We start from the raw sequence: 20,628 nt of genomic DNA, 5'->3' as shown, positions 1-20,628 counted from the left end.
AAAGCGCACATGCGCCGCGATTCAATCAGGAGACGACGATGACCGGGTTCACCCCTTCCGCGCAGGCCTTCATCGACGCACGCGAGCTGCTGCTGCGTCACCGCACCGACTACGCGCGTGCGTATGAAGCGTTCGCGTGGCCGCAGCTCGACACCTTCAACTGGGCGCTCGACTACTTCGACGTGATGGCGCGCGGCAACGACAACCCGGCGCTCTGGATCGTCGACGATCTCGCGAAAGGCGGCACGCGCTATTCGTTCGCGCAGATGTCCGAGCGTTCCTCGCGCATGGCAAATTTCCTTCGCGAAAACGGCGTGGGCCGCGGCGATCGACTCCTCTTGATGTTGCCCAACCGTGTCGAGTTGTGGGACGTGATGCTGGCGGCGATGAAGCTGGGCGCGGTAGTGCTGCCCGCCACCACGCAGCTTGCCCCCGACGACGTGCGCGAGCGCGTGGAGGCCGGCGGCGCGCGCTTCGTGGTGGTCGATGCAGCCGAGCTCGCGAAATTCGATGCGCTCGACGCGAGCGTGAAGCGCATCGCGGTGGGCGGGGCGCGAGACGGCTGGATCGATCTCTCGCGCGCCTGTGAAGCGAGCGCCGCGTTCGAGCCCGATGGCCCGACGCGCGCAAGCGACCCGATGCTGCTCTATTTCACCTCGGGCACCACCTCGAAGCCGAAACTCGTCGAGCACACGCATCAGAGCTATCCCGTTGGGCACCTCTCCACGATGTACTGGATCGGCCTCATGCCCGGCGACGTGCACTGGAACATCAGCTCGCCGGGTTGGGCCAAGCACGCGTGGAGCTGCTTCTTCGCGCCGTGGAATGCGCAGGCCTGCGTGTTCGTCTACAACTACGCGCGCTTCGTGCCGAAAGACGTACTCGGTGTGCTCGTGCAATGCGGCGTGACCACGCTGTGCGCGCCCCCCACGGTGTGGCGCATGCTCGTGCAGGAACCGCTCGCGAGCTACGCAGTGAAGCTGCGCGAGATCGTGGGTGCGGGCGAGCCGCTCAATCCCGAGATCATCGAGCGCGTGCGCCACGCGTGGGGCATCACGATCCGCGACGGCTATGGCCAGACCGAGACCACCTGCCAGATCGGCAACTCGCCGGGCCAGCCCGTGGTGGCGGGCTCGATGGGCAGGCCGCTGCCGGGCTACCGTGTCGAGCTCGTCGATCCCGACGATCAGCCCGTGAGCGAAGGCGAAATTGCCTTGACGCTCGGGTCCGATCCGGCTCAACGCCCGCTCGGCCTGATGACCGGCTACGCGAACAACGCGAAGGCCACCGAGCAGGCGATGCGCAACGGCTACTACCACACGTCCGACGTGGCGATGCGCCGCGACGACGGCTACTTCGTCTACGTGGGCCGCGCCGACGACGTATTCAAGTCATCCGATTACCGCCTGAGCCCGTTCGAACTGGAGAGCGTGCTGATCGAGCACGAGGCGATTGCCGAGGCGGCCGTGGTGCCGAGCCCCGACCCGTTGCGGCTTTCGGTGCCCAAGGCGTTCGTGATCGTGCGCCAGGGCTACGAGGCGGGACCCGATCTCGCGCGCGAGGTGTTCCGCTTCTCGCGCGAAAAGCTCGCGCCGTACAAGCGCATTCGCCGGCTTCAGTTCAGCGACTTGCCGAAGACGATCTCGGGCAAGATCCGTCGCGTCGAGCTGCGCCGCCGCGAAATGGAGCGCACGGATGAACCCGCGCGCCAGCCCGATGAATACTGGGAAGAGGATTTCCCCGAGTTGCGATGAAAACAGAGTGGAATCCGAAATGATCGAATTCGAGTACATGTGTGACGACACGGTGGCGCTCATCACGCTGGCGAGAGCGCCCGCGAACGCCTTTACCGTCGATGGCCTGTGCCAGCTTCAAGAGGTGATCGAGGCGTTCAACCGCGAGGCGAAAGTTCGCGCCATCGTCATCACCGGCAACGGCACGAAGTTCTTCAGCGCGGGCGCGGACCTGAACGCGTTCGCCACGGGCGATCGCGAAGTCGCGCGCACGGCAGCCTCGGCATTCGGCGCCGCATTCGAGGCGCTGCAGAACGCACGGCCCGTGGTGATTGCAGCGATCAACGGCTACGCGATGGGCGGCGGGCTCGAATGTGCGCTCGCTTGCGATATCCGCATCGCCGAGGAGCATGCGCAACTCGCGCTGCCCGAACCCGCCGTGGGCCTGCTACCGTGCGGTTGCGGTACGCAGACGCTGCCCTGGCTCGTGGGCGAGGGCTGGGCCAAGCGCATCGTCCTGACCGGCGAGCGCGTGGATGCCGCCACGGCGCTGCGCATCGGCCTCGTGGAGGAAGTGGTGCCGCAGGGCGGTGCGCGCGACGTCGCGCTCGCCATGGCCGCGCGCGTGGCGTCGCTGAGCCCGCAGGCCGTGTCGTTCAGCAAGTCGCTCATTCACCAGGCGCGCAACGGCGTGCCGCGTGGCGCGGCGCTCGCCGTGGAGCGGGAGCGCTTCATCGACCTGTTCGATTCGCCCAACCAGCGCGAAGGTGTTAACGCCTTCCTCGAGAAGCGCAAGCCGCAATGGCAAATTGATACGGAGAATTAAGCAATGAATGCAACACCCGCTTCCGCTCAAACAGCATCGGAGGCCGGCCCGGACGTGCTGTTCCGCGTGGTCAACCGCGTCGCGATTATCACGCTGAATCGTCCCGCCGCGCTCAACGCGCTCTCGCATGCGATGGTGCGCGAGATTGCGGTGCTGCTCGAACGCGTGCGCCATGACAACTCGATCGTCGCGCTCGTGCTCGAAGGTGCGGGTCCGAAGGGCTTTTGCGCGGGCGGCGACGTGCGCGCGATCGATAGTCTCGCGCGCGCGGGCAAGCGGCTCGGCGACGATGGCTGGCAGCAGTTCTTCGTCGACGAATATCGGCTCGATTTCGCGCTGCATACGTTCGACAAGCCGCTCGTCGCGCTGCTCGACGGCGTAACGATGGGCGGCGGCATGGGCCTCGGCCAGGCGGCGGCACTACGCGTGGCCACCACGCGCACGAAGATCGCGATGCCGGAAACACGCATCGGCATGTTGCCCGACGTGGGCGCCACGCATTTTCTCGCGAAGATGCCGGTGGAGACCGAGCTGTATGTGGGGCTGACCGGCGTGCTGCTCACGGGCGCCGACGCGCTCCACTGCCACCTCGCTGATATTTGCGTGCCGGGCGAATGGCTCGACGGTTACGAGGCGCGCCTCGCGCAAGCGAGCATGGATGGGGACGTGCTCGCGGCGCTGCGCGCGGTGTTCGACATGGCGCCCGATGCGCCGGGTGCATCAGGGGTATCAAGTGAATCAAGCGCACCGGCAAGCGCATTGGCTGCGCGCGCACCGCTGATCGCGCGGCACTTCGTGCGCCGTGCGCGCGTCGAGCAGATCGTCGATACGTTGCGCGCCGATCTCGAGCACGAGCAGCCCGAGGACGTGCGGGCATGGCTTGCGGCCACGCTCGAAGCGCTCACGCATTACTCGCCGACCATGCTCGAAGTCACGCGCGAGGCGCTGCTGCGCGGCCGCCAGATGACGCTGGCGGAGAGCTTTCGCATGGAGCTCGGGATCGTTGTGCGCGCAATCGAAGAGGGCGACGTCTGCGAAGGCGTGCGCGCGCATCTCGTCGACAAGGACCGCAAGCCGCGCTGGGCGCCCGCGACGCTCGCCGAACTGCGCGACGAGCGTGTGCAGCATTTCCTGTGCTCGCCGTGGCGCGAGGAGACGCATCCGCTCGCCGCTCTGGGTGCCTGATGCGCGCCGCGCGATGGATCTGCGCGGCGTCTCCATCGGCCCCATAAGCCCCCCCATAGACCCGCACGAAGAAATAAAAATGCCCGCCGTGCGCGAAGCAGGGCGGGCAGGGCTTGCAACTGCAAGCGCGCCGGTGCGCTTTACAGATAGCTGCAGCAGTAGTCGAGCGTCTCGATCACGTCGATGTCGAAGCGGCTCTTGCCCGGCACCGAGAACGACTCGCCTGCGCCGTAGGTCTTCCACTCGTCGCTGCCGTCGAGACGGATGCGGCACTTGCCGCCTTGCACTTCCATGAGTTCGGGGGCGTCGGTGCCAAAGTTCAGCTGGCCTGGCAGGATCACGCCGAGCGTCTTGCGCGTGCCGTCGGCGAACAGCACGGTGTGCGAGACGCACTTGCCGTCGAAATAGACGTTGGCCTTGCGGACCACGGAAACCTGGTCGAATTGTGTTGCAGCCGTCATGGCGGTCTTCCTCTGAGTCTTCGTGAAATGGATGCGTTGGCGCGTGGCGGGCGCGGTTCTGCGCGCACGCAGCGGGACCGACATCATACCGGCACTCGCCGCGCGCTTTCAGCGAAATCCCGCGAAATCCCCCGTGAAATGCGCCGTGTGTGTTTACACCTCGCTGATGATTTATTACAATCGATTTAGTAAATGAAAATCATACGCATTCGCAAGTGAGGCTCAACACAGGATTCCTTTGACGCGGGCGGCCCGTGACGCCCGGCTCAAGACGTCTCCGCCTTCGATCCACGGGCGGCACGCCGGTGCCCACCGATCGTGGCCAGTCAGCCACGAGCAGGACCGCTACGAGGGCTATCTCGTGACCGATTCGAAGGGCAACAACATCCGCTCGGGCGGGCCGTGCTCGGTGGCCTACAACTGCACGCCGCTCGCGTACTGGCACCCGAACAACCCGTTGACCGGCAGCGTGCTGCTCAACGGCGACAAGAGCTTCCCGGGGCCGACCACGAACCCGCAGACCAACATCGCTTCGGCCTACCTGTTCGATAGCGTGCAGCTTTCGGAGCGCTGGATCTTCAACGCGGGCCTGCGCTTCGACCGCTATGACGTCACGGCGCAGCAGGCGGGTGTGCCCGATCTGTCGAACACCTCGAATCTCTTCAGCTACCAGTTCGGCCTCGTGCTCAAGCCGGTGCGCACGGTGAGCCTGTACGCGTCGTACGGCACGTCGGCGAGTCCGCCGGGCGCGAATTCGGGCCTCGGCGGCGGCACCGACCAGATCACGGCGACCAACCAGGACCTCGCGCCCGAGCGCGCGCAATATCGAATTGGGCGCGAAGTGGGATGTGCTCCACGAACGTCTTTCGCTCACCACCGCGCTGTTCCAGACCGACAAGACCAATGCGCGCGTGAGCGATGGCCTGGGTGGCACCATCAACGCGGGCTCGCAGCGCCTGCGCGGCTTCGAGTTCGGCTTCGCGGGCAACGTGACGAACAAGTGGGCCATGTTCGGCGGCTATTCGTATCTCGATGCGATCACGACCAACGCAGGCCCGACCAGCCCGCAGAATTCGGGCTTGCCGATGGTGATGGTGCCCAGGCACAACTTCACGCTGTGGACCAGCTATGACGTGATGCCCAAGCTCACGCTGGGCGCCGGCGCAACCGTATCGAGCGAGACATATGCGTCGGTCACGTCGACCACGCGCAAGTGGATTCCGGGCTACGCGCGCTTCGACGCCTCGGTGCCGTGGCGCGTGACGAAGTCGGTGGACTTGCAGCTGAACCTGAACAATCTCTTCGACAAGAAGTATTACCAGAGCGCGTATCCGATCTACGCAACCTGGGTGCCGGGCCGCTCGGCGATGGTCACGCTGAATTTTTGTCAGTGAGGCTTTGAGCCGGGGATGTAAACGAGGCAGGGGGCGCCTGAAGTACAACGGGCGCCCCCTGCGTTTTCTTGCACGCGCGCCATGCAGGCGCGCCCCGATGTTCGCTTACTCTCCCGCAACCGTGACCGAAGCCTCGGACGTGAGCATCATGAACGTGAAGCTCTCCTGCAGATAGAGGCGCACGGTGTTCTCGTCGTGCGACGCATAGCCGATCGAAACGTCCTGGCCCAGGTGCAGCGCGAAGTCGCCGCCGCGCGTCGTGAGGATGCTGCCGCCTTCGAGCGCCGGCGCCCAGATGATCTCGCCTTTCACGAGGCGGCGGATGTGCTCGAGAATCGGGTAGCCCGAATCGCTCGCCTCGCTCACGGCCGTGTAGGCGTCGGAGCCGAGCAGCACCGCGTACGGGCCGTCCACGCCTTGCAGGCGCAACTGCTCGAGCGCTCTCGCGATCACGACCGGATAATCGGCAACGTCGGCCGGCATCTGCAAGATCGGGTTCGAGGTGCCTTCGCGGATGCCCGTGATCTGCGCCGCCTTGTAGCCGTCGAAAATCGCGCGATCTTCGGCGAACGCGAGACGCGTGGCCGCGTCCTTGGCCGGCTGCCAGTCGGAATCCTGCGCGCCGCGCTCGACATCGTCGATGGCTTCGCGCGACAGTTCGAACGGCACGCGCAGCTCGACCAGCGCCTTCACCTCGCGCTGGCGCGCGCGGATGCCTTCGAGCGGCGATTCGATGCCGCTCTGGTGACCGGTGCCGACGCCGGCGAGATCCACGCCGCCGGGGCCGTTCACGTCGACGACGCGGCGGCCCGCGAGCGAGCGCTTGAAGGTGCGCGCGACTTCTTCTTCGATTTGCGACCATGCGGCCGCGGAAATGGGCGCCAGCTCGCGATGGAGATTATTCATGCCGGGGTGCTCCTTTGAGAGATCCAATGGCGAGCGAGCCGTCCGCGCAGGCCGCGGCGGCGGGCTCGAATGAGGGTTGGTCTTCCAGGCTCGTGCTCACTGCGCCGGCCAGGCTCGGCTCGCGCTCGGCGAGCGCTTCGAGCAGCGGCTGCGAAGGCACGAAGAACAGGCTGCCCGTGACCGCGCGGCTGAAATCGAGCAGACGGTCGTAATTGCCGGGCGGCTTGCCGACGAACATGTTTTCCAGCATCTGCTCGATGGGCGCGGGCGAGCGCGCATAGCCGATGAAGTAGGTGCCGAATTCGCCCGAGCCCGGCCGGCCGAACGGCATGTTGTCGCGCACGATCTTGACTTCGTCGCCGTTGGCGTCGGTGAGCGTGGTGAGCGAGCTATGCGAGCAACTCGGCTTCACGTCTGCGTCGAGCTCGATGTCCTGGAGCTTGGTGCGCCCGATGATGCGCTCCTGCGCCTCCACGGTCAGCGCATTCCAGCCTTTCATGTCGTGCAGGTACTTCTGCACCAGCACGTAGCTGCCGCCCGCGAACTCGGCGTCTTCATCCGCGCCGATCACCGTGAAGTGCTCGGCTTCGTTGCCGGTGGGGTTCTCGGTGCCGTCGACGAAGCCGATCATCGCGCGCATGTCGAAATTGCGGAAGCCGTGTACTTCGTCCACGGTCGTGACCGCGCCTTCGAGGCGGTTCATCAGTTGCGTGGCCAGCTCGAAGCACAGGTCGGTCTGGTCCGCGCGGATGTGCAGCAGCAGGTCGCCGGGCGTGGCCGCGGCCACGCGCTCGCCCGAGCCGAATTCGCGGAACGGATGGAGCTCGGCGGGGCGCGGGTCGCCGAACAGGCGATCCCATGCATCAGACGAAAAGCCCACCACGCACGAGAGATTGCCGCCCGGCACGCGCTTGCCGACTGCGCGCGCGAGGTTGGCGACGTCGGCGCACCAGGCGCGCACGGTAGCGCGGCTCGCGGCGTCTTCGTTGACGGTCGCGACGATGAAGATCGCGTTGCGGGTGACGGTGGTGGAGACAGGCTGGGGATCGGGCGTTGAATTGGGCTGCGTCATGGTGTGGGCGGGTCGCTGGACTGGGTTCTGCGTCGGGGGCGGCTTGTGGTTGGTTTGTGGTTGGTGGTTGGTTGGCTTGCGGCGGTTCCGGGCACGGGCGTGGCGCAGGCGCGCCGGCTGCCCGCATAGTGTAGCCAAACTCGCGGAAACGGGCGGTTTGCAGGCGAGTGCCCTGACGTGCGACGATAGGCATCGTCACAGCGTTCGAGAGACAGACCATGTGGGATCACACCGAGCATGAAGGTTTCGAGATCTGGGTGCTGCCGATTCCGGCATTTGGGCCGCGCTCGCCCGAGCCGCTGTTTCACTACAGCGGCTACATCTGCCGCCATGGCGCGGACGCGCATGTGGAAGGGCGCAGCGTCCGCTTCCACGATCTGATGCGCAACCATGTCGGCGCCGACGCCGCGCTCGATGCGGCGTATGCCGATGCGCGTGAGCGCATCGATCGCTTTCACGCGACGGGAAGCTGGGGCGAAAGCCATTAGCCAGGGCGGCTAACGCGCGAGCATCGGCGGAGTCAGGACGGGTTCAATGCCCGCCTGAAACGATCAGCATCACGGAGCGGCCCTCGCAGCCCTCGCTGCCGGGCATGGTGATCGCGCGCCAGTTTGTCGGCTGGCCGGGTGCGGCCAGCTCAGGGCCGGCGCTGTCGTGGCTGCCGGCATAAGTCACCAGCATGTTGAACGGCCAGGACGCGCGCCGCAAGCGCTCGTGCACGAGCGAGCCCACCCAGATCGGCGTGGGCGCGGCGCCGTCCGCGGCTTGCGCCGGAGCCAGCGCATAGCCCGTGGGCCAGAAGCGCAGCACGTCGCGGCGGCTGCCCGGACGTGCGGGGTCATTGGGCAGATGCGCGCGCTCGAACACCAGCGGCGAGGGCATGCCGTTGTTCAGCTTCGGCAGCAGCGGCAGCGCAAGCGCGTCCACGTTCGGCGCGACCAGCGAGAGCACGCTCCTCAGCGAGAATTGCGCGCCCTCGCTCCAGCCGGCTTCGTGCAGCGCCACGCGCAGGTCGGCGGCGCTGGCGGCCCACTGGATCGTCATCGGTTCCCGACGCTCGCCTTTCATGTCGATGCGGTAGCACGCGAAGGTCCTCCAGAGCGAATCGGTCCACACGAGCTGCGTGATGGTTTGCGGCGGCGCTTCGGTACGCGAAGCTTGCGCCTCCGCGCGCTCCGCCGCGCCGCGCTGCAGTGCGAAAGCCAGCGCGAGCACGGCGAACACGACCGATGGCATGAAGTTGCGATTCGCTGGCCGCTGCGGATAGCGCCACAGCGAGAGCAGCACGACCATCCACACCCAGATCGAGGCGAAGGCCGCGCCGCCGATGGCATCGGAGAACAGGAAGCGGTCGAAATAGAGCCCCGCGAACGTCACCGCCACTACGATCGCATTGCCGAACATCGCGACCATGGCCGCCTGCACCACGTTCACGCGCCGCACGAGCAGGAACATCGCGAAGCCGTAGACGATCACCATCGAGGCCACGCGGTCGCTCGGGAACACATAGGCGCCCACATGCGCGGCGCCGGCCACGTCGTGGTGGATCGCCACGCGCAGCGCGACGATGAGCGCCTGCGAGACGCCTGCGGCGAGCGCCCAGTAGCCGATGGTGCGCCAGCGCCGCTCGAATGCGAGCCAGAGCGTGATGGTGGCCACGAGCGCCGCGAGCGTGTAGTTGCTGCCAAGCGTCTCGACGTGAATGAGGACATCGTCGGCCCAGGTGGTATGGATCGACTGGAGAAACTGGCGCACTGACTGGTCGATCTGCACGAGCGGGTCGCCGTTCAGCAGATCGCTGAGCACGTAAGAGAACACCGTCGCGCACAGTGGCACCAGCGCCGTGACGGCGATTAACGCGCCGAGCGCCGGCTCCCGCGGATCGAGCACCCGCGCAAGACGGCGCCCGGCCTGGCCCCGGTGGCCCGCCGCCCAGCGCGCCACGGCACGGCGCGACGCGCTGGCCCAGGCGTCCAGATGGCCGAGCGTAATCCGCGTGATGCTCCACACCAGCCAGCCCGCGAATACGATGATCGCGAGCGCGACCACGAGCCGGAACGACACGGCGCCCGCGAGTTGCAGCGATGCGCCGAACACCACGCCCGGCAAGATGTGCGCGGGCGCCCAGACGAGCGCCGAGATCACGTTCATCACGAAGAAGCGCATCGGCGACATCTCCGCCATGCCCGCGACGACCGGCACCACGGCGCGCATCGGCGCGACAAAGCGCGCGAGAATCACGCTGCGCGTGCCGTGGCTCTGGAAGTAGACCTGCGCTTTCTCGAGGATCACGGGGTAGCGGCTGAACGGCCAGACTTGGGCGATCGAGCCGCGATAGCGGCGGCCGAGCCAGAAGCTCAGCGCGTCGCCGGCTACGGCGCCCGCGATGGCCCAGGCGAACAGCCAGCCCAGATTGAGCGCGCCGGTGCCGGCGAAGGCGCCCGCGATGAACATGGCCGTGCTGCCCGGGAAAAACGTGCCGACCAGCGCGAGCGATTCGGCGAAGGCCGCGAAGGCCACGAACGCGAGCGTCCAGCCCGGATAGGCGGCAAGCAGGTGCAGCAACTGGACGTAGGCGTGCTCCATCGGAAAGGCGACTGGGTGCTGGCGGGGCGGCGGTTGATCGGCAAAGGGCAACGGGCAGGGGCTGCACGCGGCGCCCCATGCGCAATATAACCGGCTGCGCAAATGCGCGCGTGGAGCGGGGGCGGCCGGGTGCCGGTTGCCTCGCCAAAAGCACTGCGCCCCGCAGCGTGCTTGACGCTGCGGGGCGCGATGGTATGCAAAGCGGCGCTGATGCTCCGTCGCGGCTTCTCAGTCGCTTCTCAGTGCCTCAATGCTCCACGGCCTCCATCGGCAGAAGCCCGGTCTGCCCATAGAACTCCTGCGCGGCGAACGCCTCGCGCTCCTTGCGCGCGCGTGCGCTGGTGTCGAGCCGGGATACCGCCCAGATGCCGACGAACGCGAGCGGCACGGAGACCAGCGCCGGATTGTCGAGGAACACGGGGGCATGCGCATGATGGAGCACGTCCACCCAGACCGACTTCGAGAACACCGTGAGCAGCACCGAGGAAACGAGCCCGAGCACCCCGCCGGCCACCGCGCCGCGCGTGGTCATGCCGCTCCAGAAGATCGACATCACGAGCACCGGGAAATTGGCGCTGGCCGCAACGGCTGCGACGAGCCCCACGAGAAATGCCACGTTGGCATGCTCGAACAGGATGCCGAGGCCGATCGCCACCGCGCTGAGCACGAGCGTCGCCACGCGCGAGATGCGCATCTCGCGCTGCTCGTTCTTGCGCCCGCGCGCAAGCCAGCTTGCGTAGAGATCGTGCGAGACCGTGGTGGCGCCCGAGAGCGTGAGGCCAGCGACAACGGCGAGGATTGTCGCGAACGTGACCGCCGCGATGAAGCCGTAGAAGAGATTGCCGCCCACCGCCTGGGCGAGCTTCACGGCCACCATGTTCGAACCGCCGAGCAGGTCGGTCGTGAGATTGAAGTGGCCTGCCGCGTCGACGCGGAAGAACTCCGGATGCTGCGCGAGCAGCGCGATCGCCGAGAAGCCGATCACGAAGGTGAGCAAATAGAAGTAGCCGATGAACCCCGTCGCGTAGAACACCGACTTGCGCGCTTCCTTGGCGTTGGGCACCGTGAAGAAGCGCATCAGGATGTGCGGAAAGCCGGCCGTGCCGAACATCAGCGCGATGCCGAGCGAGAGCGCGTTGAGCGGATCGCGGATCAGCTTGCCCGGTGCCATGATGGAGAGCGCGCCCGGGTGCACGTTGACGGCCTCGCGGAACATCTCGTTCGGGCTGAAGCCGAAGTGCGCGAGCGCGAGCACGGCCATGAAGGTCGCGCCGCACAGCAGCAGCCCCGCTTTGATGAGCTGCACCCACGTGGTGGCCTTCATGCCGCCGAAGAACACGTAGATCACCATCAGCGCGCCCACGACGATCTCGGCAATCCAGTACGGCAGGCCGAACAGCAATTCGATCAGCTTGCCCGCGCCCACCATCTGCACAACCAGGTAAAAGATCACGACCATCAGCGCATTGGCCGAGGTCATCAGGCGGATCGGGCCTTGCTCGAAGCGATACGCAATGACATCGGCGAACGTGAACTTGCCGAGGTTGCGCAGCGGCTCGGCGATCAGGAACATCACGAACGGCCAGCCGACCAGAAATCCGATCGAGTAGATGAGGCCGTCGAAGCCGAACATGAACACCATGCCCGAGAGACCGAGGAACGAGGCCGCCGACATGTAGTCGCCCGCAATCGCGAGACCGTTCTGCAAGCCGCTGATGCCGCCGCCGCCCGTGTAGAAGTCGCGCGCGGTGCGCGTGCGGCGCGCGGCCCATTGGGTGATGCCTAGCGTCACGAGCACGAACAGCAGAAACATGCCGATGGCGACGGGGTTGTGCTGCGGCTTGGACATGGGCGCGGCCGCGCCGCCCGGCATATTGGCAAGAGCGAGGCTGCTGGCGGTGGCGAGTGCGAATGCGCAGAAAAGGCGAAGGGACTTCATGCCTGCACCTCGCCCTGGAACTTCGCGACGAGCGCGCGCATGGCGGGATCGAAGCGGTGGTTGGCGCGCAGCACATAGAGGCCGGTGAGCGTGATGGCGCCGGCGATGATAGCCACGCCCACGACAATGCCGACGCTGATGGTGGCGCCCGCATAGAGCGGCTGCGCGAGCCGGTGCGGCGCGAGCGCGACGATCAGGATGAAGCCGTAGTAGAGGGCGATCATGAGCGCGGTGAGCGTGAAGCTGAAGCGCCGGCGCACGGCAACGAGCTGCCGGTATTCTGGGTGTGCCTTGATCGTGTCGATCGCTGGGGTCGTCATGGTGTCTCCTGTGTCTCTTGTGTTTTTATGTCGAGTGTCTCGATCAAATCACGCCTTTGCTCTTCAGCTCGGCGATTCTTTCCGCCGAATATCCAAGCGTCTCCTCCAGCACGTCGCGCGTGCCTTCGCCGAGTTGCGGCGGTGCGCGGCGCACGGGCATGCGTTCGCCGTCGAAGCGCCACGGCGGCGCGAGCACCGGCGTCGTGCCGCTTGCCGTGTGCGGATGCGGCTGCTGCGTGACGAGCCCGCCCTGCATGGCGCGTGGCGAGAGCAGCGCTTCGCGCAGGCCCGCCACCTCGCCGCATGGAATGCCGGCGTTGGCGAGACGCTCGAGCAACAGCTTGCGCGGGCGGCTGCCCAGTTCGCGCGTGAGTTCGGGCACGAGCGTCTCGCGGTTCTGCCCGCGCAGGATGTTGGTCTTGTAGCGCGCGTCGTCGGCGAGGTCGTCGCGCTCGATCACCTCGCGGCAGAAGCCCTCGAACTGCGCGTTGTTGCCCACGGTGATGACGAGCGGACCATCGGCGGCGTCGAACACGCCATAAGGCACGATGGACGGATGCGCATTGCCGTAGCGCGGCGGGTCTTCGCCCAGCAGCAGCGCTTCGAGCCCGTAGTAAGCGGTGATCATGAGGCCGCAGTCGAACAGCGCCATTTCGATGTGGCGCCCGTGCCCGGTGCGCTCGCGCTCGTACAGTGCGGCGAGCATCGCCTGCGCCGAGTACATGCCCGTGAACAGATCGACGGCGGCAACGCCGAACTTGAGCGGCGGCTGATGCGCTTCGCCATTCAGCGCCATCAGGCCCGCTTCGCCCTGCACGACGAGGTCGTAGCCGGGACGCTTCGCCTCGGGCCCGGTGCTGTCGTAGCCGGTGATCGAGCAATAGATGAGGCGCGGGTTCTCCGCGCTCAGCGCCTCATAGCCGAGGCCCAGCTTCGCCGCGCCGCCCGACTTGAAATTCTGGATGAAGATGTCGCTGGTCTTCGCGAGCTCGCGCGCGATCTGCTGGCCCTCCGGCGTTTGCAGATCGAGCGTGATCGAACGCTTGTTGCGGTTCACGCTATTGAAGTAGGCCGTCTCGGTCTTGCCGACGCGCACGCCCCAGTCGCGCGTGTCGTCGCCGCGGCCGGGATGCTCGACCTTGATGACCTCGGCCCCCAGGTCGCCGAGCACCATCGCGCTCCACGGTCCGGCCAGCACGCGCGAAAGATCGAGGATGCGTACGCCTGCGAGCGGCAGGCTTTTGTTGTCGGTCTGCATCAGCAGGCACTCCTGGTTCGTTGTGAATGAAAGGCCGCGCCGCGCATGTCCGCCATGGGAAGGCGGCCGTCGGCCCTCGCAACGGTCATGCCGCGGCGGATTCCAGCGCGATGTAGCGCGCGAGATGATGATCCTCGTCGCCGAGCTGATGGTCGATCATCACGAGGCGCTTGGCGTAGTGCGCGAGCGGCAGCTCCCACGTCATGCCGATGCCGCCGTGCAGTTGAATGGCTTCTTCGGCTACGCGCGCGCCAATGCGCCCGATCGAGTACTTCGCCGCCGAAAGCGCGCGCTCGCGCGGCACGCGCGGTGCGTCGATGGCGGCCGCCGCGTTGATCACGGCAGAGCGCGCCTGCTCGATTTCGAGCAGCACGTCGGCCATGCGGTGCTGCAGCGCCTGGAAGCTGCCGATGGGCACGCCGAACTGCTTGCGCGTGCGCAGGTATTCGAGCGTGTGATCGCGCGCGACGTCCATCGCGCCCACGGCTTCCGAAGCGAGCGCGAGCAGGCCGTAGCCGCGCGCGTGCTCGAGCGTCGCGAAGCCCGCGTCTTGCGCGCCCACGAGCGCGTCGGCGCCGAGTGTCACATGATCGAGCGTGACTTCCGCCGCGCGTCCGCCGTCGATCTTGCCATAGCCGCGCACGCTCACGCCCTTCGCGTCGCGCGGCACGAGGAAGAGCGCAATGCCGGCTTCGTCGAATTCGCTTCCTGCGACGCGAGCGGAAACGAGCAGCACGTGCGCATGTTCCGCATGCTGCACGACGCCTTTCGCGCCTTGCAGCACCCAGCCGTCGGCGTGCTTTTCGGCGCGCGTGACGACGCGCGAAGCTTCGTAATGCGAGCCCGGTTCGTCGTGCGCAAGCGCTGCGATCTGCGAGCCGTCGATGAACGACGCGATGCGCGCGCGTTGCGCCTCGCTGCCCGCGTGCGCGAGCGCGCGGCCCACGATCAGCGTATCGAGAAACGGCTCGACCACGAGGCCGCGCCCGAGCGATTCGAACACGACGGCCACATCGAAGCCCTGGCCGCCGAATCCGCCAACGGCTTCGTCGAACAGTGCGCCGATCACGCCGAGCTCGGCGAAGCGCTGCCACATGTCGGGGCTGAAACCCTCGCTGGAGCGCGCAATCTTGTCGCGCGCGTCGAAACCATATTGCTCCGCGATGAAGCGATTGAGCGTGTCCGCAAGCATGCGGCGGTCTTCGGTGTGCTGGAAGTTCATGACCGGGTCTCTCTTACTTTCTTAAAGACCGAGAATCATCTTGGAGATGATGTTCTTCTGGATCTCGTTGGAGCCGCCGAAGATCGACAGCTTGCGGTTGTTGAAGTAAAGCGCGGCGGCGCTGGCGGCTTCGTCGGGGCCGATGGCCTCGCCTTCGTAGCCTTCCTGCAGCGCTTCTTCGACGAAGGGCGCTGCGTACGGGCCCATCGCGCGGCGCAGCAGCGACGAGATCTCCTGGCGGATCTCGGTGCCGCGAATCTTCAGCATCGAGCTCTCCGCGCCCGGCACGCCGCCGCCCGCCACGGCTGCGATCACGCGCAGGTTCGTGGTCTTCATGTTTTCCAGGTCGATCTCGACCTTGGCCATGCGCGCCGCGAACTGCGGGTCCTGCGCGAGCGGCTTGCCGTTGCGCGTGACCTGTTGCGCGGCGCGCTTCAGGCGCGCGAGCGCGGCCACCGAAAAGCCCACGCCCGCGATGTTGGTGCGCTCGTAGGTCAGCAGGTATTTTGCGTAGGTCCAGCCCTTGTTCTCTTCGCCCACGAGGTTTTCCGCCGGCACGCGCACGTCGGTGAAGAACACTTCGTTTACCTCATGTTCGCCGTCGAGCGTGATGATCGGGCGAACCTCGATGCCGGGAGTGTTCATGTCGATCAGCAGGAAGCTGATGCCTTCCTGCTTGCGCACGTCCGTGGCGGTGCGCACGAGGCAGAAAATCATGTTCGCGTAATGGCCGAGCGTGGTCCACGTCTTCTGGCCGTTCACCACGTAGTAGTCGCCGCTCGCGTCGGTCTTGCGCACGGCGCTCGTGCGCACCGAGGCGAGATCCGAGCCCGCGCCCGGCTCCGAATAGCCCTGGCACCACCAGTCCGAGCCGTCGAGAATGCGCGGCAGCCAGTGGCGTTTTTGCGCCTCGTTGCCGTACTTGATGAGCACGGGGCCTAGCATGTTCACGCCGAACGGCACGATGCGCGGTGCACCCGCAATCGCGCATTCGTTCTCGAAGATGAACTTCTGCACGGCGCTCCAGCCCGGGCCGCCATACTCCTTCGGCCAGTGATTCGCGAGCCAGCCCATTTCGTTGAGCGTGGCGTGCCACGCGGCCATGTCATCGCGCGTGAGGTGCTTGCCGCTGCGCACTTTTTCGGCCACCCGCCGCGGCAGGCGCTCGCGCAGGAAGTCGAGCACTTCGCTGCGGAAGGCTTCTTCTTCGGCGGTGAATTTCAGATCCATGAGTCTTGCTCCTTGCTGCCCCGCATGAGCGCAGGCCGTGTTCAGTCGATGTGATTGAGGCTCGCGAAGTCCGCGCCGCGCTCGACCAGTTCGACGAGCAGCGGCGAAGGACGCCAGAACAGCGGGTCTTCCTTCGCGAATTCGCGGATGTCGGCGAGCACGTTCGCGAGGCCCACGGTGTCGGCATATTTCATCGGGCCGCCGCGATAGCGCGGAAAGCCATAGCCGTACAGCAGCGTCACGTCCACGTCGAGCGGGCGCAGCGCGATCTTTTCGTGCACCACGTTCGCGCCTTCGTTGATCATCGCGGCCATGTAGCGGCGCATGATGTCCTCGTTGCTGAACGTGCGCGGCTTGATGCCGGCGCGCTCGCGCTCGGCGGCGATGATGGCTTCCACTTCCGGATCGGGCGTGCCCGCGCGTGCCCCTTCGGGGTACAGGTAGAAGCCACGGCCCGTTTTCTGGCCGAACCAGCCGCGCTCGCACAGGCGGTCGGCGATCTGCACGTAGCGCGCGTTCGGGTCGCGCGTGGCCGCGCGGCGCTTGCGCGTGGCCCAGCCGATGTCGCCGCCCGCGAGATCGACCACCTGGTACGGGCCCATCGGGAAGCCGAATTCGCGCACGGCCCGGTCGATCTGGTACGGCGAGGCGCCGTCTTCCATCAGATGATCGGCGGCCGTGCGGTACACGGCGAGGATGCGGTTGCCGATGAAGCCGTCGCACACGCCCGCGCGCACCGGCACCTTGCGCAGCTTCTTCGCGAGCTCGAACGCTGTGGCCACCACATCGGGGCGGACGGCCTTCGGCACCACGACTTCGAGCAGCTTCATGATGTTCGCGGGCGAGAAGAAGTGCAGGCCCACCACGTCTTGCGGACGCCCGATGCTGGCCGCGATGGCGTCGATGTCGAGATACGAGGTGTTGGTCGCGAGCACCGCGCCCGGCTTGCAGACGCGGTCGAGCTCGGCGAACACGGCCTGCTTCACGGCGATGTCTTCGAACACGGCCTCGATCACGAGGTCGGCATTCGCGAGTGCATCGTACGCGGTGCTGCCGTTCAAACGCGCGAGGATCTGCGCCTTCGCTTCGGGCTTCATGCGGCCCTTGGCGATCAGGCCGTCGTAGACCTTCTCCACATGCGCGCGGCCGCGGGCGAGCGCGGCGTCGTCGCGCTCGATCATCGTCACGGGCAGGCCCGCGTCGAGCACGGCCACGGCGATGCCCGCGCCCATCGTGCCGCCGCCGATCACGCCGACGGTGTCGATCGCGCGCGGCGCGGCGCGCTTCGTTTCAGGCGCTTTCTGTACTTCGCGCTCGGCGAAGAACGCATGGATGAGGCCCGCGCGCTGCGGGCTTTCGAGGCAGGCGAGGAACTGCTTGCGCTCGAAGCGCAGACCTTCCTCGAACGATTCGTCGAGCGCGGCCTGCACGCAATCGACGATCTTCATTGGCGAGAACAGGCCGCGCGACTTCTTCTCGGTGTCGGCGCGCGCGGCGTCGATGGCGGCTTGCGCGGCGGCGCGGTCGGCGAGCCCTTGTGCGTCGCGCGTGCGGCGCACAAGGGCATGCGAGTTTGCGTGATTCGCCAGCAGTTCCTGCGCATAGGCGAGGCCTTCGGCGAGGATGTCGTCGCTCGCGCCCACGCGGTCGACCAGACCGAGCTTGAGCGCTTCCTGCGCGCCCACGTGGCGGCCGCTCAGCATCAGCGAAAGCGCGGCTTCCGCACCGATCAGGCGTGGCGCGCGCTGCGTGCCGCCCGCGCCGGGCAGGAGGCCGAGCTGGACTTCGGGCAGGCCGAGCTTCGCGCCCGCCACCGCGAGCCGGTAGTGCGCGGCGAGCGCGACTTCGAGTCCGCCGCCGAGCGCCGCGCCGTGAATCGCCACGATCACCGGCTTGTGGCAGCCCTCGATGCGGTTGACCACGTCGGGCAGCGCGGGCGCTTGCGGCGGCTTGCCGAATTCGCGGATGTCCGCGCCGGCGATGAAGTTGCGCCCCGCGCCGACGATCATCACGGCCTGCACGGCCGCATTCGCCTCGGCGTGCTCGATGGCGGCGGCAAGACCGCGCCGCACGTCCACGCCCAGCGCATTCACGGGCGGATTGTCGACGGTGACGAGCAGCACCTTGCCGCGCAGTTCGTGACTAACCGGGGAAAAAGCGGAGGAGGGGGCTGCCGTGTCGATTGCCATGAGGGATGTCTCCAGAAGAATTAGGGTGCCTGATCGGTGGCCGGCCGGCGGCTGGCCGGCCAGGATCGCGGTTCTCCAATGTGGGCTTCATTCTGTGGATGCCAGCGCCAATTGACAATCCCATGGTTGATTGACATGCTGTCAAAGATTATTTGACAATGAGGTCGATCGTGGACGTCAATTCATTGACCTTGCTGGTGGAGATCCTCGACGCCGGCAACCTGAGCGAGGCCGCGCGGCGTCTCAAGATGAGCCGCGCGAATGTGAGCTACCACCTCAACCACCTCGAAAAATCCATCGGCCTGCAACTCGTGCGGCGCACCACGCGCCGCGTGGAGCCCACCGAGATCGGCCTGAAGCTCTACGAACACGGACGCGCGATCCAGAACGCGCTGCTCGCGGCGCACGAGTCGGTTTCCACGCTAGGGCAAAGCCTCCAGGGGCGCGTGCGCTTATCGGTGCCGAGCGGCTATGGGCAGCTCGTGATGTCCGAGTGGCTGATCCGCTTCAAGCGCCTGTATCCGGGCATCGTGCTCGACGTGATGTTCGAGAACCGCGTGGAAGACCTGCTGCGCGACGAAGTGGACATCGCGGTGCGCGTGATGCACGAGCCACCGCAGAATCTCGTGGCGCGCGACATGGGCGCGGTGCGATATGTCGCGTGCGCGTCGGCGCCCTGGGCCGCGGAACACGGCATGCCAGAAACGCTGGAAGACCTCGCGCGTGCGCCAGTCATTACCGCGACGGTGGTGGGGCGGCAACTGCGCCTCGCGGGCTACCTCGGCGAGGAACGGCACGAGGTGCTGCTCGAACCGTCGATCATTTCGGAAAATTTTCTGTTTCTGCGCCAGTCGATTCTGGAGGGGCTGGGCGTGGGCATCGTGCCCGACTACGTGGTCCACGACGACCTGCGCAACGGCCTGGTCGTGACCTCGCTCGACGCGTGGCGGCTGAGCATCTTCGGCACGCATATGTACCTGCTCTACATGCCCAACCGCCACCATACGCGCGCGGCTTCGACCTTCATCGACTACGTGTTGACCGAGGCGCGCAAGAGCGGGCGCGGCGCTGTCGTTGGCGATCAGGTGTCGTGAGCGGGTTTGCCTGGCGCGCGCGAGGTTTGCGCGGCTTCATCGTCATCGCTCGCTTCGTGCGTCTCGCGCGTGTCGCCACGTTGCGCGCACGCGCCGGTCGTGGGCGGGCGCCCGCGCGTGGCCGCCGTGACTCGCACGCGCTGCTGGATGCCGGCCTTCGCGAGCATGTGCGCGCTGATGGGCGCGGTGAGGAACAGGAACGCGGGAATCAGCAACTCGTGCAGGCTCGCGAAATTGTTGTGCGTGCTGAAATAGATCACGGAGGCGAGCACGATTCCGCCCACGCCTAGGGTGGTCGACTTCGTCGGCCCGTGCAGGCGCATGAAAAAATCGGGCAGGCGCGCGAGCCCGATCGCGCCGATCAGCGTGAACAGGCTGCCGATCAGCAGCAACGCGCTCACGATTGCTTCGACAACGGTTTGCATCGGCTGGCCTCTTCGTCAGTTCAGTCAGTTCAGTTCGATGATGTCGCCGCGCTGCAGATACTTCGTGAGCGCGACAGTGCCCACAAACCCCATCAGCGCGATGAGCAGCGCGGCTTCGAAGAACACCGTCGAGCGCAGGGTGATGCCGTACACGACGATCAGCGCGATCGCGTTCACATTGAGCGTGTCGAGCGCGACGATGCGGTCGGGCAGCGAGGGGCCGCGCACGAGGCGCACGAGCGTGAGCAGGAAGGCGATGCCGAGGATCGCGAACGAGACCGGGATCACGATGGCTAGCATGCGAAGATCTCCATCAACGGGGCTTCATAACGGGACTTGATGAGCGCGACCAGCGCCGCTTCGTCGTCGAGGTCTAGCACGTGGACGATGAGGCGCGTGCGGTCGTCGCTGAGTTCGGCGCACAGCGTGCCCGGGCTCAGCGACACGATGCTGATGAGCATGGTGAGCGCGATTTCGTGCGTGCTGTCGAGCGGCACGTCGATGAACGCGGGCCGCAGGCGCCTGGTGGGGCCGAGCACCAGCAGCGCTACTTCCACGTTGGCCACGACGATGTCGATCAGCACGTGCACGAACAGGCGCACGAGCAGCCACGGCTTGCCGAAGCGCACCGGCTGCAGCCACAACCCCCTGGCCACGCAGAACGAGATCACGGTGCCGAGCACTGCGCCCAGCAGCAGATTGCCGGGCGAGACATCGTTCATGAGCAGCACCCAGCAGACGAGCAGCACGACGGTGAGCCACGGGTGCGCAAAGAGCCTTTTTAGCAT

At 66.6% G+C, this 20,628-nt stretch carries 18 protein-coding genes and 1 pseudogene; 6 read left to right on the top strand and 13 right to left on the bottom strand.

Going from position 1 to position 20,628, the window contains the following annotated elements; all coding sequences use genetic code 11:
• The first annotated feature begins 38 nt into the window (after positions 1 to 38).
• The 3 genes from P5W99_RS15415 to P5W99_RS15405 are packed head-to-tail and all read left to right on the top strand — an operon-like array spanning position 39 to position 3,744.
• Positions 39 to 1,754 carry an AMP-binding protein gene (locus P5W99_RS15415; protein ID WP_434663655.1) on the top strand — a complete coding sequence of 572 codons (1,716 nt, stop codon included), beginning with the start codon at positions 39 to 41 and terminating at the stop codon, positions 1,752 to 1,754.
• A 19-nt stretch (positions 1,755 to 1,773) separates the two neighbouring features.
• Positions 1,774 to 2,559 carry an enoyl-CoA hydratase gene (locus P5W99_RS15410; protein WP_421026059.1) on the top strand — a complete coding sequence of 262 codons (786 nt, stop codon included), beginning with the start codon at positions 1,774 to 1,776 and terminating at the stop codon, positions 2,557 to 2,559.
• 3 nt (positions 2,560 to 2,562) lie between these two features.
• Positions 2,563 to 3,744 carry an enoyl-CoA hydratase/isomerase family protein gene (locus P5W99_RS15405; protein WP_421026058.1) on the top strand — a complete coding sequence of 394 codons (1,182 nt, stop codon included), beginning with the start codon at positions 2,563 to 2,565 and terminating at the stop codon, positions 3,742 to 3,744.
• 140 nt (positions 3,745 to 3,884) lie between these two features.
• Here the strand turns inward: P5W99_RS15405 and P5W99_RS15400 are convergent, their stop codons facing one another.
• Positions 3,885 to 4,205, bottom strand: coding sequence for a pyrimidine/purine nucleoside phosphorylase (locus tag P5W99_RS15400; RefSeq protein WP_421026057.1), 321 nt, complete (start codon positions 4,203 to 4,205; stop codon positions 3,885 to 3,887).
• Positions 4,206 to 4,533: 328 nt separating this feature from the next.
• On the opposite strand from P5W99_RS15400, the pseudogene P5W99_RS15395 reads away from it, so the two are divergent.
• Positions 4,534 to 5,599 (top strand): annotated as a pseudogene (locus P5W99_RS15395) (TonB-dependent receptor); the annotation flags it as partial.
• Between the two features lie 105 nt (positions 5,600 to 5,704).
• Here the strand turns inward: P5W99_RS15395 and P5W99_RS15390 are convergent.
• Positions 5,705 to 6,505, bottom strand: a complete 801-nt coding sequence (locus tag P5W99_RS15390) for a family 1 encapsulin nanocompartment shell protein (protein ID WP_421026056.1) — start codon at positions 6,503 to 6,505, stop codon at positions 5,705 to 5,707.
• Positions 6,498 to 7,577: a Dyp-type peroxidase gene (locus P5W99_RS15385; protein WP_421026055.1), complete on the bottom strand. Its 1,080-nt coding sequence runs from the start codon at positions 7,575 to 7,577 to the stop codon at positions 6,498 to 6,500. Before P5W99_RS15385 ends, P5W99_RS15390 begins: the two co-directional genes overlap by 8 nt.
• Positions 7,578 to 7,795: 218 nt before the next feature.
• Between P5W99_RS15385 and P5W99_RS15380 the strand changes: the two genes are divergently transcribed.
• Entirely contained in the window at positions 7,796 to 8,065 is a 270-nt protein-coding gene (locus P5W99_RS15380; RefSeq protein ID WP_421026054.1) for a hypothetical protein, read from the top strand.
• 43 nt (positions 8,066 to 8,108) lie between these two features.
• Here P5W99_RS15380 and P5W99_RS15375 read toward each other — a convergent pair whose 3' ends face one another.
• From P5W99_RS15375 to P5W99_RS15345, 7 genes are all read right to left on the bottom strand, one after another.
• Positions 8,109 to 10,163 (bottom strand): VTT domain-containing protein, encoded by a 2,055-nt coding sequence (locus P5W99_RS15375; RefSeq protein ID WP_421026053.1) that lies wholly within the window; start codon positions 10,161 to 10,163, stop codon positions 8,109 to 8,111.
• Between the two features lie 247 nt (positions 10,164 to 10,410).
• Entirely contained in the window at positions 10,411 to 12,102 is a 1,692-nt protein-coding gene (locus P5W99_RS15370; protein ID WP_421026052.1) for a cation acetate symporter, read from the bottom strand.
• Positions 12,099 to 12,422 (bottom strand): DUF485 domain-containing protein, encoded by a 324-nt coding sequence (locus P5W99_RS15365; protein WP_421026051.1) that lies wholly within the window; start codon positions 12,420 to 12,422, stop codon positions 12,099 to 12,101. The genes P5W99_RS15370 and P5W99_RS15365 overlap by 4 nt, the downstream gene beginning before the upstream one ends.
• A gap of 43 nt (positions 12,423 to 12,465) precedes the next feature.
• Positions 12,466 to 13,680: a CaiB/BaiF CoA transferase family protein gene (locus P5W99_RS15360; RefSeq protein WP_434663648.1), complete on the bottom strand. Its 1,215-nt coding sequence runs from the start codon at positions 13,678 to 13,680 to the stop codon at positions 12,466 to 12,468.
• Positions 13,681 to 13,765: 85 nt separating this feature from the next.
• Positions 13,766 to 14,902: an acyl-CoA dehydrogenase family protein gene (locus tag P5W99_RS15355; protein WP_421026049.1), complete on the bottom strand. Its 1,137-nt coding sequence runs from the start codon at positions 14,900 to 14,902 to the stop codon at positions 13,766 to 13,768.
• A gap of 21 nt (positions 14,903 to 14,923) precedes the next feature.
• Positions 14,924 to 16,132 (bottom strand): acyl-CoA dehydrogenase family protein, encoded by a 1,209-nt coding sequence (locus P5W99_RS15350; RefSeq protein WP_421026048.1) that lies wholly within the window; start codon positions 16,130 to 16,132, stop codon positions 14,924 to 14,926.
• A gap of 41 nt (positions 16,133 to 16,173) precedes the next feature.
• On the bottom strand, positions 16,174 to 18,321 hold the full coding sequence (locus P5W99_RS15345) for a 3-hydroxyacyl-CoA dehydrogenase NAD-binding domain-containing protein (RefSeq protein ID WP_434663644.1): 2,148 nt from the start codon (positions 18,319 to 18,321) through the stop codon (positions 16,174 to 16,176).
• Between the two features lie 170 nt (positions 18,322 to 18,491).
• Here P5W99_RS15345 and P5W99_RS15340 point away from each other — a divergent pair, with 170 nt between their 5' ends.
• Entirely contained in the window at positions 18,492 to 19,415 is a 924-nt protein-coding gene (locus P5W99_RS15340) for a LysR family transcriptional regulator (protein ID WP_421026046.1), read from the top strand.
• Here P5W99_RS15340 and P5W99_RS15335 read toward each other — a convergent pair.
• Genes P5W99_RS15335 through P5W99_RS15325 form a run of 3 tightly spaced genes read right to left on the bottom strand, consistent with a single transcriptional unit; the run spans position 19,403 to position 20,628 of the window.
• Positions 19,403 to 19,840, bottom strand: a complete 438-nt coding sequence (locus tag P5W99_RS15335) for a Na+/H+ antiporter subunit G (RefSeq protein WP_421026045.1) — start codon at positions 19,838 to 19,840, stop codon at positions 19,403 to 19,405. The genes P5W99_RS15340 and P5W99_RS15335 overlap by 13 nt on opposite strands.
• Positions 19,841 to 19,864: 24 nt before the next feature.
• On the bottom strand, positions 19,865 to 20,140 hold the full coding sequence (locus P5W99_RS15330) for a K+/H+ antiporter subunit F (RefSeq protein WP_421026044.1): 276 nt from the start codon (positions 20,138 to 20,140) through the stop codon (positions 19,865 to 19,867).
• Positions 20,134 to 20,628, bottom strand: coding sequence for a Na+/H+ antiporter subunit E (locus P5W99_RS15325; RefSeq protein ID WP_434663641.1), 495 nt, complete (start codon positions 20,626 to 20,628; stop codon positions 20,134 to 20,136). The genes P5W99_RS15330 and P5W99_RS15325 overlap by 7 nt, the downstream gene beginning before the upstream one ends.

Source organism: Paraburkholderia sp. A3BS-1L (assembly GCF_051125215.1).
Classification (GTDB): Bacteria; Pseudomonadota; Gammaproteobacteria; order Burkholderiales; family Burkholderiaceae; genus Paraburkholderia.
This window is presented reverse-complemented; position numbering and strand designations above follow the sequence as displayed.